We start from the raw sequence: 20,456 nt of genomic DNA, 5'->3' as shown, positions 1-20,456 counted from the left end.
ATCGTTCCTTTGGTATCCGTATCAATTAGACTGGAATCCACCGTCCACCAGCAGACTCACGCCTGTGACCATGCTCGAATCCTCACCGAGCAGATAGGCGATGGTGCGCGCCACCTCCACCGGCTCGACGAAACGTTTGAGCGGAATGCGCGCGAGCATCGGCGCGGATTTCTCGGGTTCGCTCCATACCTTCTCGGCCATCGGCGTGAGCGTCACAACCGGGTTGACCGTGTTCGCGCGAATGCCGTGCGGGCCGAGTTCGTTCGCCATCACGCGCGTCATCGCATCGAGCCCGCCTTTCGAGGCGCAATACGCCGCATGCAACGCAAAGCCCACGTTCGCCGACAGACTCGACACATTGACGATCGACCCGCCCACGCCACGCCCGATCATGCTGCGCGCGCACTCCTGCGCGACGATCATCGCGGCGCGCACGTTCACGTTCATGATGAGATCGAAGGCCTCTACCGTGGTGTCGAGGAACGATTGCAGTTCGGTGATACCCGCGTTGTTGACGAGCAAGTCCACCGGCTGCGCGGCGCGTGCGGCTTCGCGCGCGGCGTTCGCATCCGCCAGATCGACGGCGATGGTCTCGCAACCGGTCTGCTCGTTCAGTGCCGCAAGATCATCCGGACTCCGACTCATCGCGATGACACGCGCGCCGCGCTCGGTGAGCAAATGCACGACCGCATGGCCGATGCCCTTCCCCGCGCCCGTCACCAGCACGGTCTTGCCCGCGAACTCGCGATTCCTGTCGATGGCTGTCATGGTCTCTCTTGTAAGGGCGCGTCGCACAGGCGTCGCGCCATGTCTTCATCGGTCACGAGCACCGATGCATAACGGCCACGCAGCGCCGCGCGCGTCACATGAAACTTCTTCACACCGCCGCTCACCAGAATCACGCGCTTCATGCGGCGCAGATCGTCGAGCGCAATCGCCACGGTGCGGCGGTTCAACGGATGATCGATTAGTTCGCCATCCTCATCCATGAAGTGACCGAGCATGTCGCCTACCGCGCCCGCCTTTTGCAGCGTGCGCAACTGCTCGGGACTTTCTATGCCATACGTCACCACCAGCGACTCCGTAAGATCGCCTGCGGTGAGCAAGGCGAGGTCCGCGTTACGCGCGAGATCGTAGGTTTCGCGCACAGCGGTTTCTTGCAAGATCACATCGCGCGCTTTCTGGCTGCTCACATAAATGGGCGCGGCGAACAGATAACCATCCGCGCGGCAGATGTTCGCGAAGTCGGACACGATATCGAACGTGTTGATGCTCGGGCAATGCGACAGCCCGCCTTGCAGCGATACCGCCGACACCGCGCCATACGAGCGTTGTGGCATGGCGCGCAGCACCGAGCGAATGGTTCTACCCCAACCCAGCCCGATAGTCTGTCCCGCGACAATCTGCTTGGAAAAATACGCCGCCGCACCAATGCCGAGCGCCGCATTGTTCGCCTCGTTGTTCGCACCGGTCGGCACGACCACCGCGCACTCTAAGCCAAAGCGTTTCGTCAACGCCTCTTCCAACGCGACACACGGCGCAATCTTGCTGTTGATCGTGATCTGCACAAGACCCGACTCACGGCTCGCCGCCAGCAGCCGATTCACGCGCACGCGATTGCTCCCGATACGCTGCGCGATCTCCTGCTGCGTCAAATTTCCGACGTAGTAATGCCATGCCACGCGCGCCTGCAGTTCTTCTTCCGAATCGATGGATTCGTCCGCTTCTGCGACGGCTATTGTCGGTGCGCTCTTGCTCATGTGTTTAACGTTCGCTCTCTATCAAAGGCCCGCGATCTTACTTCACCGCGCCCATCGTCAGACCTTGCACGAGGCGTCCGGACACGAGCAGCGCGAATACGACCATCGGCAGTACGATCAATGTGCCCGTCGCCATGATCTCGCCCCACGGCAACTCATAGCCGCTCATATAGCTTGTCGCGGCGACGGGCGATGTCATCGCATCCGTGCGTGTCAGGACGAGCGCGTACAGCAAATCGTTCCATGAAAAGATGAACGCGAAGATGGCGGACACCACGATGCCCGGCATCGCGAGCGGCAGATTGATTCGCCAGAACACGCGCCACGGCGATGCGCCATCGAGCCGCGCGGCTTCATCGAGTTCGACGGGGATATTGCGGAACTGATCCGTGCAGATCCACACGACGATAGGCAGCGAGAACGTCAGATACAAAAGGATCAGCACGATATGCGTATCGACCAGATCGAGCTGCGTGGCGATCAGAAAGAACGGCACCGCGAGCACCACGGGGCTGACCATGCGGTTCGAGATGAACCAGAACCACAGGTCTTCCTTGCCGCGAAATTCGTAGCGCGCGAGTGCATACGCGGCCGGCGTGCCGAGCAGGATCGCCAGCACCGTCGTGCAACTCGCGATGATGAGCGAGTTCAGCAGACTGCCCGCCACGTCATGCTCGAAAAGCGCCGCTGAATAGTGATGCAAGGTCGGACTGAACAGCCATTTCGGGGGATAAGCCAATGCATCGCTCTGGCTTTTCAGGCTCGTCGTGACCATCCAGTAGAACGGAAATACCGATGACATGAAAACGATCAGTAATCCGATGAAATGCCAGACCGTGGCCCGTTTGCGCGCCGCGCGAGCACGCTTCGCGCGTTGCGACACGTTGCCCTTCGTCGCTTGCAGAGCAGGTGAACTCACGCAGCCTCCCGATACACGAAGCGGATATAAAGACGCGACAGCACGATCGTCAGAATGAGCAGGATGATGGCCTGCGCGGACGCCATGCCCTGATCGAAGAGACGAAAGCCCACGCGCTGAATGTAGATGCTGATGAATTCGGTCGCAGCACCGGGACCGCCGCGTGTCATGGTGAAGACGGCATCGAACATCTTGAGCATGTCGGCCGAGCGCAGAATGAGAATGGCGGTCAGGCCCGGCAGCAGATAAGGCCGCTGCAAATGCCAGAGAATCATGCTCCATTTCGGCGTTTCAAGACGCGCGGCTTCTTCCGCTTCTTTTGGCACCATCGACAATCCGGCCAACAGAATGAGCGCGCAAAAAGGCGTCCATTGCCAGATATCCATGATCATCACGGAGACGAACGCAAGCGTCGGGTCCGCGAGCCAGTCCTGCGGCGGAATGCCGAACAAGCCAGTCAGATAGTTCGCCACGCCGAATTGACGGTTGAAGATGAGCCGTCCGATCAATCCAACCACTGCATACGTGGTCGCCATCGGAATGACAAGGCTCACGCGCGCCGCCACGCGCATCCACGACAACGCGGTTCTATGCAGCATCAATGCAGCGAACAACCCGAGCGCGATTTCAATGGGCAACGTGAGGCACAAAAACAACGCGGTACGTCCGAGCGCTTGCCAGAAAGAAGGCTCCGTCAGCGTCGCCACATAGTTGTCGATACCGACGAACGGCGTGCCCGATGCAAGGTCCGCGAGCTTGTACTGATGAAACGAGTTGTACAGCGCCAGCAGCAGCGGATAAATGCCGATGACCGCGAGCGCCGCGATGGCGGGAATCAGGAACCAGAAGGCAGGCGAACGCGGCAACACGCCGAGAAAGCGCGTGGGCTTGCGGGGTCGTCCCAAATGCGTTGCTGTCGATGCCATTGTTCGATCGCCTCCGGTTCCTTACCTTGTGCAAAGTTACTTCAGCAAAGGCTTCTTGCCATCGTAATAGCCCGCTTTCTTCAGGATATCTTCGGTTTTCTGGCCGATGGTCTGCGCGCCCTCCTTCACCGTGACCTGACCGAGCATCATCTTGCTGCCCCATTCGCCGATGACTTCCGACACCGCCGGCCATTCCGGGAAACGCGGACGATAATCCGGTACGCCGCCCTGCCACGATTCCACCATCGGCTTCACGAACGGATACTTGTCCTGCACCGCCTTGTCCTGATAGATGCCCATGCGCGCCGGCACGCCGCCCGCTTCGAGATACGGCTTCGCCATGGCCTCGGACGTGATCCATTGAATGAACAGCCATGACGCGGCCTGCTTCTTCGCATTGGACTTGGCGTTGACCGCGAGCGAGAAGCCGCCGAGCGCGGGCTTCAATCCCGCCGGTCCCTTCGGTTCGGTGGTGATGGCGAGGCAATCGCCGATCTTCGACTTGCTCGGGTCCGTCAGCGTGGGATAGAACGCGGACCATTCGGTGATCATCGCGACCTGACCTTGAGCGAGCGCATTGACCGCTTCCGCATGATCGAAATCGACGATGCCCGGCGGCATGTATTTCATGAGCTTTTGCCGGTATTCGAGGCCCGCTTGCGACTCCGGCGACATGAGGTTGGACTTGAACTTCGCATCGAGCAGCGAGCCGCCGTTGGGCCACAGCACGCGCATGAAGCTGTCGGCCGATTGCGTCTCACCGCGACGCGATTGCAGCGCGTAAGCGAACTTGTCGCCCTTGGTGAGCTTCGGGCCATACGTGTTGAGCAATTCGTCCCACGTCTTGGGTGGCCCATCGAAACCGGCGTCCTTCAACATGCACTTGTTGTAGAACATCAGGCCCGAGTAGTTATCGAACGGCAAGCCGTACGTCACTTTGTCCCACGAGCCGAACGAATCGAGCAGGATCGGGAAAAACCCTTTGAGATTGAGATTCGGGTCCGCGAGCTTCGGGTCGTTGGTGAACTTGCTGATGGGCACGAGCCATTTGTTGCTGGCGAATTCGCCGATCCACACCACGTCCACGAGCACGATGTCCTGATCGCCACCGCCCACGAAATTGAGCACTTCCTTCTCACGCGTATTCTCGTACGGAATCACTTCCCAGCGCACCTTGATGCCGGTCTCTTTCTCGAACTGAGGAATCAGGGTTTGCGCGGCCTTGTAGCCGGGACGATCCAGAAAAACGGCCTTGATGGTGGTGCCGGAATACGGTTCCGCGGCTTCCTTGAGCGTCCACGCCTGCGCGTTCGATGCCGCGAACGCAGCGCTTGCCGCCAGCAGCGCGAGCGCCGTGACGTGTTTGACCGGGCCCACGAATTTCGCCTGCGTGATGCGCTTCTTCATGCCTGTCTCCTTGGTTTTTATCGAGCGATGATGGTTTGCAGTTGCGGCAAAGGCGTGCGATGTTTCTGTATGTCGTTTCACTTGTAATTTCGGTTTTACAATTGTATATTTTGGCCCGAACAGGTTGTCAAGAACTAAATCGAAACCGCATCCGATGCTGCGCTGCGATGTCGCTCAAGACCGACCTCGCCGCGCGGCGATCATCAGAATCGGGAGACGTGCATGAGCGCAGTTCATCTGCAAGAGATCCGCAAGACCTTCGCGGGCACCGAAGTGCTCAAGGGTATCGATATCGAAGTGACGGACCGTGAGTTCATGGTGTTCGTCGGCCCGTCGGGCTGCGGCAAGTCCACCTTGCTGCGGACCATCGCGGGACTCGAAGAAAGCGATTCGGGACACGTGTTGATCGGCGGCGAGGACGTGACGGACCTCGAACCCTCGCAGCGCGGCGTGGCCATGGTGTTCCAGTCCTACGCGCTGTATCCGCACATGAGCGTGTATGAAAACATCGCGTTCGGGCTGCGCATGCTCAAGCTGCCCGAGGCGCAGATCAAGGAACGTGTGCAGCGCGCCGCCGAGATCCTGCAAATCAATCAGTTGCTCGAACGAAAACCGCGCGCGTTGTCGGGCGGGCAGCGTCAGCGCGTGGCCATTGGCCGGTCCATCGTGCGTGAGCCGAAGGTATTCCTGTTCGACGAACCGCTCTCCAATCTCGATGCCGCCCTGCGCGTGCAGATGCGCCTGGAACTCATCAAGCTCCACAAGCAACTCAACGCCACGATGATCTACGTCACGCACGATCAGACCGAAGCCATGACCATGGCCGATCGCATCGTCGTGCTCAATCATGGGCGCGTGGAGCAGATTGGTTCGCCGCTGGAGTTGTACCGCACACCGCGCAATCGCTTCGTGGCGGGTTTCATCGGCTCGCCCAAGATGAACTTCATGGATGTGCGGGTGACGCGCGTGGATGGCATGGGCGTGACCATCGAACTGCCGGGCGGCGATCCGCTGACGCTGCCCTTCGCGGCAGGCTCCGTGAAGGCGGGTGAGATGCTCACGCTCGGCATTCGGCCGGAGCATTTCATCGAAGCGTGCGGCGGCGATATCGACAGTGGTCTTGCGGGCGAGGTCATGGTGATCGAGCATCTAGGCGGGGAAACGCTGCTGCACGTGCGTTTGCCCAACGACCTCGTGATTCAGGTGAAGGGCTCGGGTGAATCCACTGCGGTCGAAGGGCAACGGCTCAACGCGGGCTTCAGCATTCGGCACGTGCATTTGTTTCGCGAGGATGGCAGCGCGCTCGAACGCATGAAGCCGGTGACGGAAACCGCCGCCGCGTGATTAAGTTTTTACCGGGAAATGCCGTATACGAGGACAAGCCGGTGCCCGCACAGCGGGCCGCCGTTTTCGATCCGTTCCCTGTCCTTTCATGGCACTCAGCTTCCGTCCGCTGGCGGCGTCCGCCACCGTGCTCGCGCTCGCCCTCGTGTTGAGCCCGGCACCGCTGTCCTACGCGCATTCCGGCAGCGCGGAATTGCCGGTGTCGCTGACCATTCGCGACATCTGCACGCTCGATACCGATGCCCGTCAGGCGCGCGTGTCGTGCGCGGCGGGCGGGCCGTATCGCATCGTCTCGGGTGCGTATTTCGCCACGCTCAAGGTGACTCGGATCTCTACAAGCACGGACCGCGGTGGCTCCGTCGTCGAAATCGCTTTCTAGCCCGAGCCGTTGCACTAGCACAAACGAAGCAGACGACTGTTACAATCTGTTACGTCTATCGTCGGAAGAATATTGATAATTGAATCGTCTCACGCCGCGCAGGTTTCGCTGAATCGATCACGCAAACGTTGGCGCGCACGGGACACTTCAATAAAAAAGACGAGAGAGGTGACGTATGCGCCGTCATGCGATCCCAGTTTCACTGCTTTCCCTCGCGCTGGCGACGGGACCGCTCATTCCCTTCGGGGCAAGCGCCGCCACGCGAACCACGACCTTCACGGTCACACTCACGCTGCAGAACGACTGCCAGATCGCGGCCAACGCGCTCAATTTCGGCAGCTCGGGCGTCATCGCGGCGAATATCGATCAGACCACCACGCTTGCGGTCACGTGCACGAACGGCGCGGCGTATAACGTCGGGCTGGATGGCGGATCGGTCAGCGGATCGAGTATCGCGAACCGTCTGCTTGCGGGCACCGGCACGCCCATTCCGACCGTCGCGTATCAGCTTTATCGCGATTCGGCGCGCTCGCAGGTGTGGGGCCAGACGGTCGGGACAGACACGCAATCGGGCACCGGCACGGGCGCGGCGCAAACGTTGACGGTGTATGGCCGTGTCGCGCCGCAGACCACGCCGGCCGCGGGCACGTACACTTCCACGATCACCGCGACCATCACGTTCTGACCATGCGCAAACCGCCCTTACGACGAGCCGCGTGGCGGCTCGGCGGGCGGGTCGTCGTCTGCGCATGGCTGGTGCTGCCGCCGATGTCCGGCGCGCAGGCCGCCGCGTTGCAGGTGTCGCCCATCCGCCTCGACCTCGGGGCCGAACAGCCCGCCGCCGTGCTCACGCTGCACAACGAAGGCCAGGCGCCGCTCGATGCACAAGTGCGCGTGTTCGCCTGGAGCCAGTCGCCCGACGAGGACCGGCTCGATCGCACGAACGCGCTGGTGGCGAGTCCGCCGATCGTGCGGATCGCGCCGAATGGAGACCAGACCGTGCGCATTCTGCGTGTGTCGAACACGCCGCTCGCGCATGAGGAAACGTATCGACTCCTGATCGATGAAATCCCCGATGGTCAGACGCAGCCCAACGGCGTGCGCATGCAGTTGCGCTATTCGGTGCCGGTGTTCGCGGGTGCGACGGATGCGCAAGCAAGTGCTGTCACCTTCGCACTGGAACGCGGCGATACGGCGAACGGCGCGGCCACGCTGATGCTGCGCGCATCGAACGCAGCGGATGGTCACGCGCAACTCAGCCGCGTGCGGCTCGAATGGTCGGACGGCCAATCCACCGCGCTCTCCGATGGCCTGCTCGGCTACGCATTGCCCGGCGCGACGCGTCGATGGCCCGTTGCCAACGCGCCCGCCGGTGCGACCTCGGCAACGCTGCACGCGCTCGTCAACGGCGTGCCGCTGACCGCGCGCGTGGCGATCGAACCCGAGCACGTTCCGGCATCGCCACCCAACCGCTGAGCCATGAATGCGCTCGTCTCACGGATGGTTGGGCTGGCTCGTCCCGCTCTGTCTCTCGATGCCCGTCGCGTCTTACTCACAATCGAACGATGCAACGTTCATGCAAGCCCGCACGCTGTATCTGGAAGTCGCGATCAACGGCACATCGACGCAGAAGATCGCGCAATTCTTCGTCACCGGGGAGATGATCTACACGAGCGCGAGTGAATTGCGCGACCTCGGTCTTCGCGCTGACGATCTGCATGCCGATCAGGATGGCCGCATCGCGCTCGGTCTTGTGCCGGGCTTGCGTTATGCGTATCGGCCGCAGCAACAACGCATCGACCTCGATGTGACGGATGCGCGCCGCATACCCGCCGCGCTCGCCAACGCGCGCGCTAGGCCGCCTGTCGCGGTGAGCGGCACGGGGCTCGTCGTCAATTACGAAGCGAGCGTGCAGACCAATTCGCCGACGCAATACGGTCTTTATAGCGAGGAACGGTTCTTCCATCCGTTCGGTGTGCTCGACAATACCGGCACGGCGTATTGGTATGCAGGCGCGCATCGATACATCCGGCTCGATACGTCGCTCACTCATTCGGATGCCGAATCGATGACGACGCTGCGTCTGGGCGATACCATCACATCATCGCTCACGTGGACGCGCGCCGTGCGCATGGGCGGCGCGCAGATTTCGCGCGATTTCGGTCTGCGGCCCGATCTCATCACGTATCCGGTGCCAGCGCTCGCGGGTTCGGCCGCCGTGCCGAGCGCGGTCGATCTGTACGTGAACAACGTGCGGCAATACAGCGGCGCGGCGCCTTCCGGGCCGTTCGTCATCAACGCGGTGCCCGCCATCAACGGCGCGGGCGAAGCGGTCATCGTGAGCCGCGACGTGCTCGGCCGCAGCGTGATGACCACGGTCCCGCTCTATATCGATTCGCGCTTGCTGGCGAGCGGTCTGAGCGATTTCTCCGTCGAAGCCGGTTTTGTGCGGCGCGCGTATGCGCTGCGTTCGTTCGACTACGCGGGCGAACCATCGCTCTCGATGTCGCTTCGACGCGGCATGACGGATGCCTTCACGTTCGAAGCGCACGGCGAAGCCACGCGCGGCGTGTATCAGGCGGGCGTGGGCGCGCTGATCGGCTTCGGGCAGGCGGGCGTGTTCAACGTGTCGCTTGCGGGCAGCGCGGGCAGTGGCGGCACCGCGCCCGCACCGTTTTATGCGTTCCCGGCGAGCTTCGACGACCCTGCCGTGACGCTCGGCCCCGTCACGCCCTCAGGTGGCAGCGGCCTGCAACTCTCGGCGGGATGGCAATGGCACACGCCAGCCCTTTCGCTCGATCTTCAGGCGCAAAAAGCCAGCACGCATTACAGCGATCTCGCTTCCGCCGAGGGCACGCCCGTGCCACGCACGACCTATCGCGCGACGCTCGCCGCACCATTGCGCGCATTCGCCACCCATGGCACGGCAAGCGCGAGCTTCGTAGGCCTGAACGATCCGTATTACGGCGACTCGCGCATCGGCTCGCTGTCGTACACAGTGACGTTGCCGCGCGGCACGTCGTTATCCGCGAGCATCTATCACGATTTCGGCGATACCCATAACACCGGTCTCTTCGCCGCACTGTCGTTCGCACTCGGCGGCGCGCTCAACGCAAGCGTCGATGCAGGCGCGGACCACGGCAAGCCACTGTTCGGCGCGGCCGTGACGAAGACCGCCGATTACGGCGGCGGAATCGGCTGGCAAGTACAAAGCGCGCAGCAGAACGGCGTGCAACAGTCGCTCGCGCAAGGCACCTATCGCGGCCGATACGGCGATCTGCTCGCCACCGCCGCCAACGCGCAATCGCGCGTCTACGGCGAACTGGATGCTTCCGGCTCCTTCGTCGTGATGTCGGGCGACGTGCTCGCGGGCCGCCGTATCGACGATGCCTTCGCGCTCGTATCGACCGATGGCGTCCCCGATGTCCCTGTGCTGCACGAAAACCGCGAAATCGGCAGGACCAACGGCGCGGGGCATCTGCTGGTGCCGGATTTGATCGCGTATCAGGCGAACCATCTCGCCATCGATCCGCTTGGTCTTCCAGCCGACACCGCCGTGGATACGACCCAACTCAATCTCGCGCCGCAAGCGCATGCAGGCGTGGTCGCGCATTTTCCGCTGCACGGTTTCACCGGCGCGCAGTTGCAAATGGTCGATGCAGACGGCGCGCCCTTGCCGCCCGGCACCGTGCTGATTCATCGCGAAACGGGCAAGCGTTACGTGGTGGGCTACGACGGCCTCGCCTTCATCGACGATCTCGCGCCACGCAACACGCTGGACGCGGCGCTGGCCAGCGGTCATTGCGAAGCGAACATTCCTTTCGAAGCCCATACACACGCATTGCCGACGCTCGGGCCGTTTGCCTGCCGGTCCGCGCCATGAAGCGCATCGCTTTTGTGTTCCTGTGGTTCATATTCGCGGGCACGCCTGTTTATGCTCAGGTCTGCACAGCATCGATATCGGGCATCAACTTCGGGTCGATCGCACCCGCGACGGATTCATCGGCGAACGCTTCAGGCTCGGTCTCGGTGACGTGCAGCGGCTTCGTGCTCACGTTGCCGGTGCGGGCGTGCATCAGCATCGGAACGGGAAGCGGCGGCACGTCTTACGCGCCCCGGCTGGCCGCGAATAGCACGAACACACTGCAATACAACCTCTATGCCGACTCGGCGGGGAGCACGATTTGGGGCTCGCGGCGCTCGGCGAGTTATGGCGCGGTGGCCGTCGATATTCCACTCACGCTCGCGCTCGGCACCGCGTCCGGCACGCGCACGGTGCCTTATTACGGACGCGTCGTGGCGGGACAAACGGCGCTCGTCGCGGGCACTTACGTCTCGACATTTTCCGGTGCGACGCAGGCCGAAATGACGTATCAGCAATACTTGTTGAGCGCGCCCGATTGCTCGGCCGTCACCGCGAATTCGAACGCGCTGTCGTTCATGGTCACGGCGAACGTCATCAACGATTGCACGCTTGCCGCGACCAACATCAATTTCGGCACGGCGGGCGTGCTCAACACCACGCTTTCCGCAACGGGCACGCTCACGGTGGCCTGCACCAATAACGACGCATGGTCCATCGCGCTATCAGCAGGCGGTGGGAGCGGCGCGAGCATGGCGGACCGTCGCATGACGCGCGGCGGCAGCGGCGATCAGGTGCACTACCAACTTTATTCGAACGCCGCGGCCACCACGCCGTGGGGCGATGGCACGAGCGGCACGGCAACGGTTTCGGGCACCGGCTCGGGCGTGAGTCAGGCGATCACCGTCTATGGACGCGTGCCCGCGCAAACCACGCCGCTTGCCGGGAGCTATGCGGACACCATCGTCGCGACCATCACATATTGAGGACATCGAGGTAATCGGGATTGCAAAATTTTCCGCGACGCCACGTACAAAACTTCAATTTGATCCGTCCGGTACAGAGAGGCCGGGTTGCAGAAACTGCGTGTCACCGTAACGCGGCTGACACGCGTCACGTAACCTTGGCAAAACGTGTTGCGAATGTGAACACTTCGGCCGGTAGAAAACAGTGCAAAGCGCCTTCCTTGCAGGTTTCCATCTGCACAAATGGCGGAAGCGGTCGTTATGACATGGCGTCGAATACTGGCACGACTCCTGCACGAGACACCACGGTCTAAACGGAGGCTTACGGGCATGAACACAGCGGTCATGACCAGCACGACACGCCGCGCGCACGCTGCGAACGCGGTTCCGAAAGCCGGCCCGGCGCTGTCTCGCCGCGTGCTGGATGGACTTCATGCAGGCGAATTCTGTATCGCGTATCAGGGTATCTATCGAGTCGACAACGGCGAACTCGCGCAAATGGAAGCGCTCATTCGCTGGCGTCATCCCGATTACGGCATGCTGCTGCCGGGCGCGTTTTGCGCCACCTTCGACGATCCCGAAGTGATTCGCGCGGTCACCTGGTTCGTGATCGATGCCGTGGCGCGCGACCTCGCCGCATGGCGTGCGCGGGGTGGCGCGCGTTATCCGGTCGCCGTGAATGTGCCGCCTTCGGTGGTGGTCGTGCCGGGTTTCGTCGAGCGCATGGAGGCGGTGTGTCGCACGCATGGCATTACATCGGACTGCCTCGAAATCGAATTGTCGGAAAACGAGGATCTCGCGTGTTTTCCGAGCCTGCGCAAACTCGTGCAGCGTTTGCGGGACCGTGGCGTGAACATTGCGATGGATGACTTCGGCACCGGTTACGCGTGTCTCGCCGCGCTCGGGCCGATTGCGTTCGGCACGGTGAAGATCGCCCGCGAATTGTTGACGGAAGCGCCGCGTTGCCCGAATGCCTCGATGGTTTTTTCGTCGGTGCTCGCGATGTTGTCACGACTGAAGGTTACGGTAATCGTGGAAGGTGTGGAAACGGCCACGCAGGCGCAGTGGCTTGCGCAATGGCCGCAACTGATGGCGCAAGGTTTTCATCTCGCGCGTCCGGCATTCGGCATCGGTGAAGTGCCGGGTGCGCAGATGGCGGCATCAGCGGCGATGGCACGCCGCAGGCCGCATGCGAACCGCATGCGTTTCGCGAATGCCGCATGACGTGCGTTTAAGGATTTGACCGGGTTCGGACCTCCCCACGCAGTACAGTTCGACCCACCAGAGCTTCTGGCAGCCCTCGTAAAGCCAGAACTTCGCCGGCGCCAGGCAAGCGCCGGCGTCTTTTTTTGTGCGTGCTCACACCGCTCTTGTTTCGGGCTCCTCGTCAAAGATCTGAAACTTGCGCATCTTTTCCCAGAGCACTTTCCGGCTGATGCCCAGATGTTGCGCCGTATCCTGTCTGCGCCAGCCGTTCGCATCGAGCGCGGCAATCACACGATTGCGTTCGTTCATGTCCCACTTGCTGCGGTCGATCAGCAGATCCGCCACGTGTTCGAGCGGCGCGGGCTGCGCGTTGCGCGCGATCACGAGCAGGCGCTTCACGCGCGATTCATCCCACCCGCCGAGTTGTCGCACCGTCACGCCCACGCGTTCGGCCAGATTGCGCAACTCGCGCACGTTGCCGGGGAAGTAGATATCGGCGACGGCATCCGCGAGCCAGTACGGCATGTCGGGCAATGCGTCGAGTTTCTCGCGTCCGACCACTTCACAGATAAAGGCCTTGAACAAGGCAATCTTATCCAGCGCGCCGCGTTCTTCCAGCGAAGGAATACTCAGTTCGATGACCGCAAGCCGATAGTAAAGGTCCGCGCGAAAGGTGCCGTCCTTCACGAGTTGCGGCAAGCTCTTGTTGCTGGCCGCGATCAGCCGGAATTCGAGCCGCACGGGCGTGGCGCAACCCAGCCGCGTGACGGCCTGATCTTCCAGCACGCGCAACAGTTTCACTTGCTGATACAACGGCAAGTCGCCCACTTCATCGAGAAACAGTGTGCCGCCATTGGCTTGTTCGAAATAGCCCTTGTGCGCGAGAACAGCGCCGGTGAACGATCCCTTAGCATGCCCAAAGAACAACGATTCGAACAGGCCATCGGGAATCGCGCCGCAGTTCACCGCGACGAATGGGCCTTCGCGATAGCGCGTGTGCTTCTCATGCAGCAGTTGCGCGACGCGTTCCTTGCCGACGCCCGTCTCGCCATGCAAAAGCACGCTCGTGTCGCAATCGGCGAAGGTATCGACTTCGTGAAGCAGCGCTTGCATGCAGTCCGCGTGCGCGATCAACGCTTGCGATGCCTGCGCCTCCTGTCCATGCGCGCGCATCTGCTGCGCGAGTTTGCCGACCATCGCGCGCAACTCCGCGCCCGTGAAATCGAGCGGCAGAATATGCGAGTAGTCCGCGGGAAACGTGGAAGGATCGCGTTCGCGCGGGGCCGCGCCGACCCAGATCACCGGCATCGAATCGCGCGCTTGCCAGTCGCGCAGGGCGAACGCGCCGGTATCGATCACGCTCACGCTGATGATCGCAAGCGCGGGACGCCCGGACTCGCGCGGCGCGTTGATGGACGTGCCGTCCGCGCGCATCACATCGACTTCATGGCCCGACATGGCGCGCACGACGCGTTCGACGATATCCGCGCGCCCTTCCCAGACGTAAATGTCGAGGTCGTCGATTTTGATGGTCTGTTTCATGGTGCTTGCGTGGAGTGGTTCAATACGACAGTTGCGATTCGCCGCACGACAGCGACAGGTCATGCACCGTGGCCTGTCCGACCTGCGCGCCGAGCAGATTGAGCACGGGCGTGAGCACGCTGTCGAGCGCGGGCAGCAACAACGCGAGCGGCGGAATCAGCAGGTTCAGCACGGTCTGCGACAGCAGCGCAAGAATCGGATTGAGCAGCGTGAGCGGCGAGGTGATCGACAACGCGCCGTTCTGTTGCAGGCTCGTGCCAAGGCCCGAAAGCGCGGCGGACAGCGTGGCCCCGGCGGGCGCGGCCGTGGTCTGATAATCGTCCGCGTTGCCGGCGATGCCATCGAAGGTCAAGGTCGGCGCATTCACCACGGGCACCGATGCATTGAGATTCGCGGCGAGCTTGATCGTCAGGATGCCTGCGTTAACCAGCGTGGCCGGTTGCGAACAACTCCAGGTTGCGCCCATGCTGGCCGGTATGTCGCCGATGCACGTGCGCGCGAGGCCCGTCTGCACCAGCACCGACGATGTACGCGCGGCCGGCGCACCCACGCATTGCGTACCGGTGAGCCATGCCTTGCCCGGCGAGACCTCGACATACAACGGCAGATGAATGAGCGACGAACCGCTCTGCCCCGGAATCAAACCGAGTGAAAGCGACGCCACGCTGATATCGAGGAACGCGCGCACTTGCGCCGTGCTCGCAAAGGTGCGCCAGTTGCCGCTGGCGTCCTTGATCGCTTCGCCGACCGCGAGGACCGGCGGCTGGATGACCTGCACGCTGAGTTTCGTGCTGACCACGCCGGGCAGCGTCAGTCCACCCGCCACGTTCACCGCCGCCTTGCCCGCCTGCGCGATTTCCGCCGCGACGAACAAGGCATCGAACGGGCTGACGGTCGCGTTCAGCGCGGACTGCGTGTTGGCAAGATTCAGCGCGAGTATGCCCGGCGTGGTCGATGTGTTGCCGAGCGCGATGGTCTGGCCACCCGGCACGACCGCGCTCGCGATGGTCTGCATCGTGCCGATGGCGGTGGAAAGCGATGCATTCGCCACGGTCGTGGTTTGCAACGCGCCGAGCATGAGGTTGGCGATCTGCGCCGCCGTGAGCTTGGCCGCAAGCAATTGATCGACCGTGCTCACGCCCGCTGCCGCCACCAGATCGCTGATCTTCACGCGCGTGTTCGCCAAGCCCTGATACGACGCCAGCGAGAGATTTAGATTGGTGCCGAGCAACGCATTGAGCAAGCCGTTGAGCGGTCCCTGACCGATCGATGCGAGCGTCGTGCCGAGCGTGAATGCGCCAATATTGACCGTGCGCGCCACCGCGCTCGCCGTCACGATCTGCGGCGGCCCGATGAAGAACGCATTGACCGTGCGATGCGCGATGACCTTGACCGCGTTCACCGGTTGCGTGTTCGGCACGTAATAGTCCGGCGCGGGGTTGGTCTGCGCGTTGAAGGAACCGCAGGTGGTAGTCATGTCGTTGCCGGCCGCACTCGCCACGAAGCCGTTGATGTTCGCCGTGCCGAGCGCGGCGTTTTGCGCGCGCGTGCACGCCGTATCCGCGACTTGCGAGCCCGCGCTCGCCGCGAGATCGACCACGCTTTGCAGACTGCGCCGCGCGAAGAACAAATTGCCGACATCGATCGCACCGAGCGCCGCGATGGCGATGATGATCCAGATGGCGGCGAGCGTGCCAGCCGCGCCGTGCTGCGCGCGCCGGGATGTCGTGCGGACGAGTCGGTTTCTCATGAAGGCGCGTGAAGGATCAGTTGCTATCGTGATAATTCACGTCGAGCGCAGGACGTCCCGCATCTTCGAGCGAGGAGCCGTAGTGCGCCGGAATCGATGTTTCGAACGACTTGAGATAGCGCTCATAGGCACGGCTCGCTTCCGCGCCCAACATCGGCTGCGCGGGCGAAGATGCGGCGTTGCTGGCCTGTAGCATGAACCAGGCGTTCGCGGCATCGCCGATCTGTGTCTGTGCCGCGCATGTCATTGGCACCATGCTCAATGCGAGCATCAGTCCGGTCACCTTACGAATCGTGCTCATTTTTCCGTTCCTGTTATTCACGCATGCCCCATCCTAACGCGATGCGACGTGCGCACGCTCGTCATCTTTCACCGCGCGTGGCGAAACCGCATCCGCGATACGCTGTGCATCGGTGCGAATGGCTTGCTGCAAGTCGGGCGCGAGCTTCTGTTGCGTCATCAGGCCTTGTGCTTTCACGTCCTGCCCGCTGGCGAGCAGATAGAGCGCCACGTTGCTCATGATCTTGGGATTGTCCGGCGCGAGTTCGGCGGCTTTCATCAAAGGCACGCGTGCGCCTGTTATGTCGCCCAGACGCATGCGGGCGTAGGCGAGATCGGAGAGCATCGGCGCATCGGTGGGCTCTAGGCGCGATGCTTCATCGAAACGCTGTGCGGCATGCGTGAAATCGCCCGCTTCGCCCGCGATCAATCCCAGTCCGCGCAAACCGCGCGCGGCCAACGGCGTGTTCGCAAGACGCGCGTAGGCCGTCGCACTCGCTTCCGGCTGGCCGGTTTGACGCAGCGCATCGGCACGCAAAAGAATGGTGTCGGGCGAGACGCCGTATTGCTGCTCGTAAGCGTCGATATGCGCCAGCGACGCGAAATACAGCCCTTGCCGCTGCATGCGGTCGATCAGCGCGAGATACATGCCGGGCGTGTCGGGCTTCGCATCCTGCTTCATGGCCTGATCGAGCGCGGCCTGACGTTCGGCCTGAATACCCAAACCGTAGCCGTTATCCGTTTTCGTGGCGCAGGCGGTCAGCATCGCGGAGATGAGTATTAAAACGAATCGGAGCATTTGCTTAGTCATCCTTTCAACGATGAAGCCGTGCAAGCGAATGCACGATGGCGATGAACCCCGGCCCCGCCGTGACGATCAACAATGCAGGCAGCAAGGTCAGCACCATCACGCCGGTCATCTTCACCGTGAGCTTGCCGATGCGCGCTCGAAGCGTGGCGCGACGCCCTTCGCGCAGGCGGTCGCCGAACTGCTTCAACGGCTCCTGCACCGCGCCGCCATGTTTTTCCACCTGAATGACGAGGCGCATCACAGCGGCGAGTTCATCGTTTTCGTAGCTTGTGGAAAGCCTTTTTAGCGATTGCTCGCGCGTGCGGCCAGTGACGAACTGCGCCTGCGCCATCGCCAGTTCCTTTGAAAGCACGGGGAGCACCACGGGGAAGTCCTGAATCATCACTTGCATGCTTTGATCGAGCGACAATCCCACGCCTTGCAACAAGCGCAGCAGATCGACGAACATCGGCAACTCGGAATCGACCGCGCGCTGGCGGGCAATGGCCTTGCTGCGCACGAACCACTTCGGCGCCATGAAGCCGCCGGAGAGCGCGACGAACATGAGCAGCATGAAACGCGTGCCATGCGCGCCGTGATGAAAGAGCAGCATCAGCACGAGCGGCGTGCATAGCGCGCCGAGCACGCGCGATGCGAGAAAGTAGCCGCGCGCGCGGACATCGAGAAAACCGCAGCGTTCCAGCAGATGCCGGTCTTCCTCGGCCACCGCGACACGTCCGAACGGCGTATCGAGCCAGCCGATGCCCGCGCGGCCAATCGCCGCCAGCCATCCGCGTCCTTGCGCGGGTGCCTGAGCAGGATTCGCAGGCATCGGCGCGGCGCGTTGCTTCAGCGCTTGTTCCAGCGTGCGCGCCGAACGTTGCATGCGTGCATGACGCGACAAGGCGAGCGCACCGAACATCGCGGCGGCGAGTGCGGCGGCAGCCAGCGCAAACGCGCCGATGAGCGAAGGCGTGGAGTTCATGATGTCATGTCCTGAGCTTCGCCAGCCGATACAGCAGCCACGCGCCAAGCACTTGCAGCCCGAACGCGATGAAGACCAGCTTGCGGCCGAGCGGATCGACCCACATCGCGTTGAAATAACGCGGATTCGTGACGATGACCGCGCCACCCAGCACGACCGGCAACAGACCGAGCACCCACGACGACAAACGCGTCTCCGTGGACATCGCGACGAGTTCGCGATCCGCCTGCTCCAGATCGCGCATGAACGCCGACATGCGATCGAGCATCACGTCCGAGCGTCCGCCGTATTTCACCGATACGCGCAGCACCGCGCCCACCAGTTCAAGCTCACGCACGCGATACATGCGCGCCACCGCCGCAAGCGCGTGATCGATCTCCATGCCGGTGCGCAGCATCGGCAACGCGCGGTCGAGGCATTCGCGCAGCGGCGCTTCGGTGGCGGCGAGCGTCGCCTGAAATGCGGCGGGCACGCTATGACCGATCACGATGAGCCGCACGATGCCATCCAGAAACGAAGGCAATTGCCGCGTGATGTGTTGATGGCGTTTCTGCGCGCGCCACGTGAGCCACGCGTGCATGAGCGCCATCACGAGCACGGCCGTTCCGATGCCGAACAGAAAACCCGCGCGCATGGCCGCCCACGACGACGCGCAGAACGTCATTCCGAGCATGACGAGACAAAACGCACGCGGATTGCGCACGCCCGCGCGATGCATGAGATTGACGAACATCGCCCAGACGCGCGCGGCTTCGTACACCATGCGCGTCGGTGCAGGACGCGCGGCTTGCGTGGCAGGCGCCGCGCGCGGCATCGATACCGGCGCGCTTGCGCTCTGCACTTGCCGTTCGACGAAGCGCGCCGCCAGCATGCGCTCGCGCCCGAGCATCGCGCGTCGCCACAACAAGAGCGAGCCCGCCGCGCACACCAGCGCGAGCATGCCGACGAGCGCCACACCGCTAGACATTGAAGCCTCCGAAGCCTCCCATGCGCGCGGAGCCTCTACCGAAGTCATCCGCGAGCGTCGCGTTGAGCGCTTGCCGGAACTTCGCGAGTTTGGGCGAACTCGGATGAATGCCGAGCGAAGTCCAATGGTCCGTTTCCTCGCCGTTGGCATCGGTCGCGGGATCGTAGCGATACAACTCCTGCATCGCGACGATGTTGTCCGACAGCCCCGTCACTTCGGTAACCGAAATGATTCTTCTGCGCCCGTTCGACAGCCGTCCGATCTGCACGATGAAATCGATCGCGTTGGCAATCTGCCTGCGCAAACTCGCTTCCGTGCCCTGAAAGCCCGCGAAACCGGCGAGCATTTCCAGCCGGTAAAGACATTCGCGCGGCGAACTGGCGTGGACGGTGCCCATCGAACCGTCGTGGCCGGTGTTCATCGCCTGAAGCATTTCGAGCACTTCGCCGCCGCGCACTTCGCCGACCACGATCCGGTCGGGCCGCATCCGCAATGTATTGCGCAAGAGATCGCGAATCGAGACGACGCCCGCGCCATCGAAGCCACCGGGACGGCTTTCGAGCCGTACCACATGCGGATGATTCAGCGACAACTCCGCCGTATCTTCGATGGTCACCACGCGCTCATGCTTCGGAATGAAGAACGCCAGCGCGTTGAGCAGCGAAGTCTTGCCCGAACTCGTCCCGCCCGACACGAGAATATTGCAGCGCGCCTCGACCGCCGCTTCGAGCAGCGCGGCGATATCGCGATCGAGCGTGTTGTTGGCGATGAGATCGTCGGGACGCAGCGGATCGCGGCGAAACTTGCGGATCGACACCACCGGACCGTCGATGGACAGCGGCTCGATCACCACGTTGAGGCGTCCGCCGTCGGGCAGACGCGCATCGACCATCGGGTTCGATTCGTCCAGCCGCCGGCCGATGGGCGCGAGAATGCGCCGCACGATCCGCAGCAGATGCGCGTTGTCGGCGAAACGCACGGGAATGCGTTCGAGCATGCCGTGGCGCGACACGTAGACATCGCTGAAACCGTTCACGAGGATATCTTCCACGGCGGGATCGGCGAGCAGGTCTTCCAGCGGACCGAAGCCTGCGAGTTCCTTCGTCAAGGCAGCCGCCACCAGACGCACTTCGCTTTCGTTGAGCGGCACGCGGCGCAAGCGCACGAAGCTGTCCATCTCAAGATCGACGAATTGCTGGATGGCCTGACGCGACCATCGCCCGAACTCCGCTCCCAACTCCTCGATACGCGTGAGCAAGTGCTCGTGCGCGGCGCTCGCCACGTCCTGAAACTGCTGCGAATGCGCGAACGCGGTGGCGTCTTCGGCCAGATCGTTGGCGAACGCGATGTCCTTGCTGAAGTCCTGTGCCATCGT

Annotated in this window: 18 protein-coding genes and 1 pseudogene; 7 read left to right on the top strand and 12 right to left on the bottom strand. The window is 62.6% G+C overall.

From position 1 onward, the window contains the following. Positions 1 to 21: 21 nt before the first annotated feature. The 5 genes from ACZCWR_RS28335 to ACZCWR_RS28315 are packed head-to-tail and all read right to left on the bottom strand — an operon-like array spanning position 22 to position 5,012. Positions 22 to 768, bottom strand: coding sequence for an SDR family oxidoreductase (locus tag ACZCWR_RS28335; RefSeq protein WP_487304984.1), 747 nt, complete (start codon positions 766 to 768; stop codon positions 22 to 24). Next, the gene (locus ACZCWR_RS28330; protein WP_487304983.1) at positions 765 to 1,760 is read right to left on the bottom strand and encodes a sugar-binding transcriptional regulator; all 996 of its coding nucleotides are present in this window, start codon (positions 1,758 to 1,760) and stop codon (positions 765 to 767) included. Before ACZCWR_RS28330 ends, ACZCWR_RS28335 begins: the two co-directional genes overlap by 4 nt. Positions 1,761 to 1,797: 37 nt before the next feature. Next, positions 1,798 to 2,679: a carbohydrate ABC transporter permease gene (locus ACZCWR_RS28325; RefSeq protein ID WP_488876499.1), complete on the bottom strand. Its 882-nt coding sequence runs from the start codon at positions 2,677 to 2,679 to the stop codon at positions 1,798 to 1,800. Next, on the bottom strand, positions 2,676 to 3,605 hold the full coding sequence (locus ACZCWR_RS28320) for a carbohydrate ABC transporter permease (protein WP_487304982.1): 930 nt from the start codon (positions 3,603 to 3,605) through the stop codon (positions 2,676 to 2,678). The genes ACZCWR_RS28325 and ACZCWR_RS28320 overlap by 4 nt, the downstream gene beginning before the upstream one ends. 36 nt (positions 3,606 to 3,641) lie before the next feature. Further along, entirely contained in the window at positions 3,642 to 5,012 is a 1,371-nt protein-coding gene (locus ACZCWR_RS28315) for an ABC transporter substrate-binding protein (RefSeq protein ID WP_487304981.1), read from the bottom strand. A gap of 222 nt (positions 5,013 to 5,234) precedes the next feature. Between ACZCWR_RS28315 and ACZCWR_RS28310 the strand changes: the two genes are divergently transcribed. From ACZCWR_RS28310 to ACZCWR_RS28280, 7 genes are all read left to right on the top strand, one after another. Beyond that, a complete protein-coding gene (locus tag ACZCWR_RS28310; RefSeq protein ID WP_487304980.1) occupies positions 5,235 to 6,356 on the top strand; it encodes an ABC transporter ATP-binding protein in 1,122 nt (373 codons plus the stop codon). An 88-nt stretch (positions 6,357 to 6,444) separates the two neighbouring features. Further along, positions 6,445 to 6,735 (top strand): hypothetical protein, encoded by a 291-nt coding sequence (locus tag ACZCWR_RS28305; protein ID WP_487304979.1) that lies wholly within the window; start codon positions 6,445 to 6,447, stop codon positions 6,733 to 6,735. A gap of 175 nt (positions 6,736 to 6,910) precedes the next feature. Next, a complete protein-coding gene (locus tag ACZCWR_RS28300) occupies positions 6,911 to 7,420 on the top strand; it encodes a Csu type fimbrial protein (RefSeq protein ID WP_487304978.1) in 510 nt (169 codons plus the stop codon). A 2-nt stretch (positions 7,421 to 7,422) separates the two neighbouring features. After that, a complete protein-coding gene (locus ACZCWR_RS28295; protein ID WP_487304977.1) occupies positions 7,423 to 8,211 on the top strand; it encodes a fimbrial biogenesis chaperone in 789 nt (262 codons plus the stop codon). A 100-nt stretch (positions 8,212 to 8,311) separates the two neighbouring features. Next, complete coding sequence (locus tag ACZCWR_RS28290; protein WP_487304976.1) at positions 8,312 to 10,618, top strand: fimbria/pilus outer membrane usher protein; 2,307 nt, start codon at positions 8,312 to 8,314, stop codon at positions 10,616 to 10,618. Continuing rightward, positions 10,615 to 11,583 carry a Csu type fimbrial protein gene (locus tag ACZCWR_RS28285; protein WP_487304975.1) on the top strand — a complete coding sequence of 323 codons (969 nt, stop codon included), beginning with the start codon at positions 10,615 to 10,617 and terminating at the stop codon, positions 11,581 to 11,583. The genes ACZCWR_RS28290 and ACZCWR_RS28285 overlap by 4 nt, the downstream gene beginning before the upstream one ends. A gap of 309 nt (positions 11,584 to 11,892) precedes the next feature. Continuing rightward, complete coding sequence (locus ACZCWR_RS28280) at positions 11,893 to 12,786, top strand: EAL domain-containing protein (RefSeq protein ID WP_487304974.1); 894 nt, start codon at positions 11,893 to 11,895, stop codon at positions 12,784 to 12,786. Positions 12,787 to 12,921: 135 nt separating this feature from the next. Here the strand turns inward: ACZCWR_RS28280 and ACZCWR_RS28275 are convergent, their stop codons facing one another. The 7 genes and pseudogenes from ACZCWR_RS28275 to ACZCWR_RS28245 form a co-directional block, all read right to left on the bottom strand. Then, the gene (locus tag ACZCWR_RS28275) at positions 12,922 to 14,310 is read right to left on the bottom strand and encodes a sigma 54-interacting transcriptional regulator (protein ID WP_487304973.1); all 1,389 of its coding nucleotides are present in this window, start codon (positions 14,308 to 14,310) and stop codon (positions 12,922 to 12,924) included. 19 nt (positions 14,311 to 14,329) lie between these two features. After that, the gene (locus ACZCWR_RS28270) at positions 14,330 to 16,060 is read right to left on the bottom strand and encodes a TadG family pilus assembly protein (RefSeq protein WP_487304972.1); all 1,731 of its coding nucleotides are present in this window, start codon (positions 16,058 to 16,060) and stop codon (positions 14,330 to 14,332) included. 16 nt (positions 16,061 to 16,076) lie between these two features. Further along, a complete protein-coding gene (locus tag ACZCWR_RS28265) occupies positions 16,077 to 16,361 on the bottom strand; it encodes a DUF3613 domain-containing protein (RefSeq protein WP_487304971.1) in 285 nt (94 codons plus the stop codon). Positions 16,362 to 16,436: 75 nt separating this feature from the next. Next, a pseudogene (locus ACZCWR_RS28260) lies at positions 16,437 to 17,180 on the bottom strand (pilus assembly protein); the annotation flags it as partial. Continuing rightward, complete coding sequence (locus ACZCWR_RS28255; RefSeq protein ID WP_487304970.1) at positions 17,155 to 18,114, bottom strand: type II secretion system F family protein; 960 nt, start codon at positions 18,112 to 18,114, stop codon at positions 17,155 to 17,157. The pseudogene ACZCWR_RS28260 and the gene ACZCWR_RS28255, both read right to left, overlap by 26 nt. A gap of 4 nt (positions 18,115 to 18,118) precedes the next feature. Beyond that, positions 18,119 to 19,081 (bottom strand): type II secretion system F family protein, encoded by a 963-nt coding sequence (locus ACZCWR_RS28250; protein ID WP_487304969.1) that lies wholly within the window; start codon positions 19,079 to 19,081, stop codon positions 18,119 to 18,121. Beyond that, entirely contained in the window at positions 19,074 to 20,453 is a 1,380-nt protein-coding gene (locus ACZCWR_RS28245) for a TadA family conjugal transfer-associated ATPase (RefSeq protein WP_487304968.1), read from the bottom strand. The genes ACZCWR_RS28250 and ACZCWR_RS28245 overlap by 8 nt, the downstream gene beginning before the upstream one ends. Between the last annotated feature and the right edge of the window lie 3 nt (positions 20,454 to 20,456).

Source organism: Caballeronia sp. A2-2, assembly GCF_057612605.2.
Note: the sequence above shows the minus strand (reverse complement) of the source record. Positions and strands in the feature narration are given on the sequence as shown.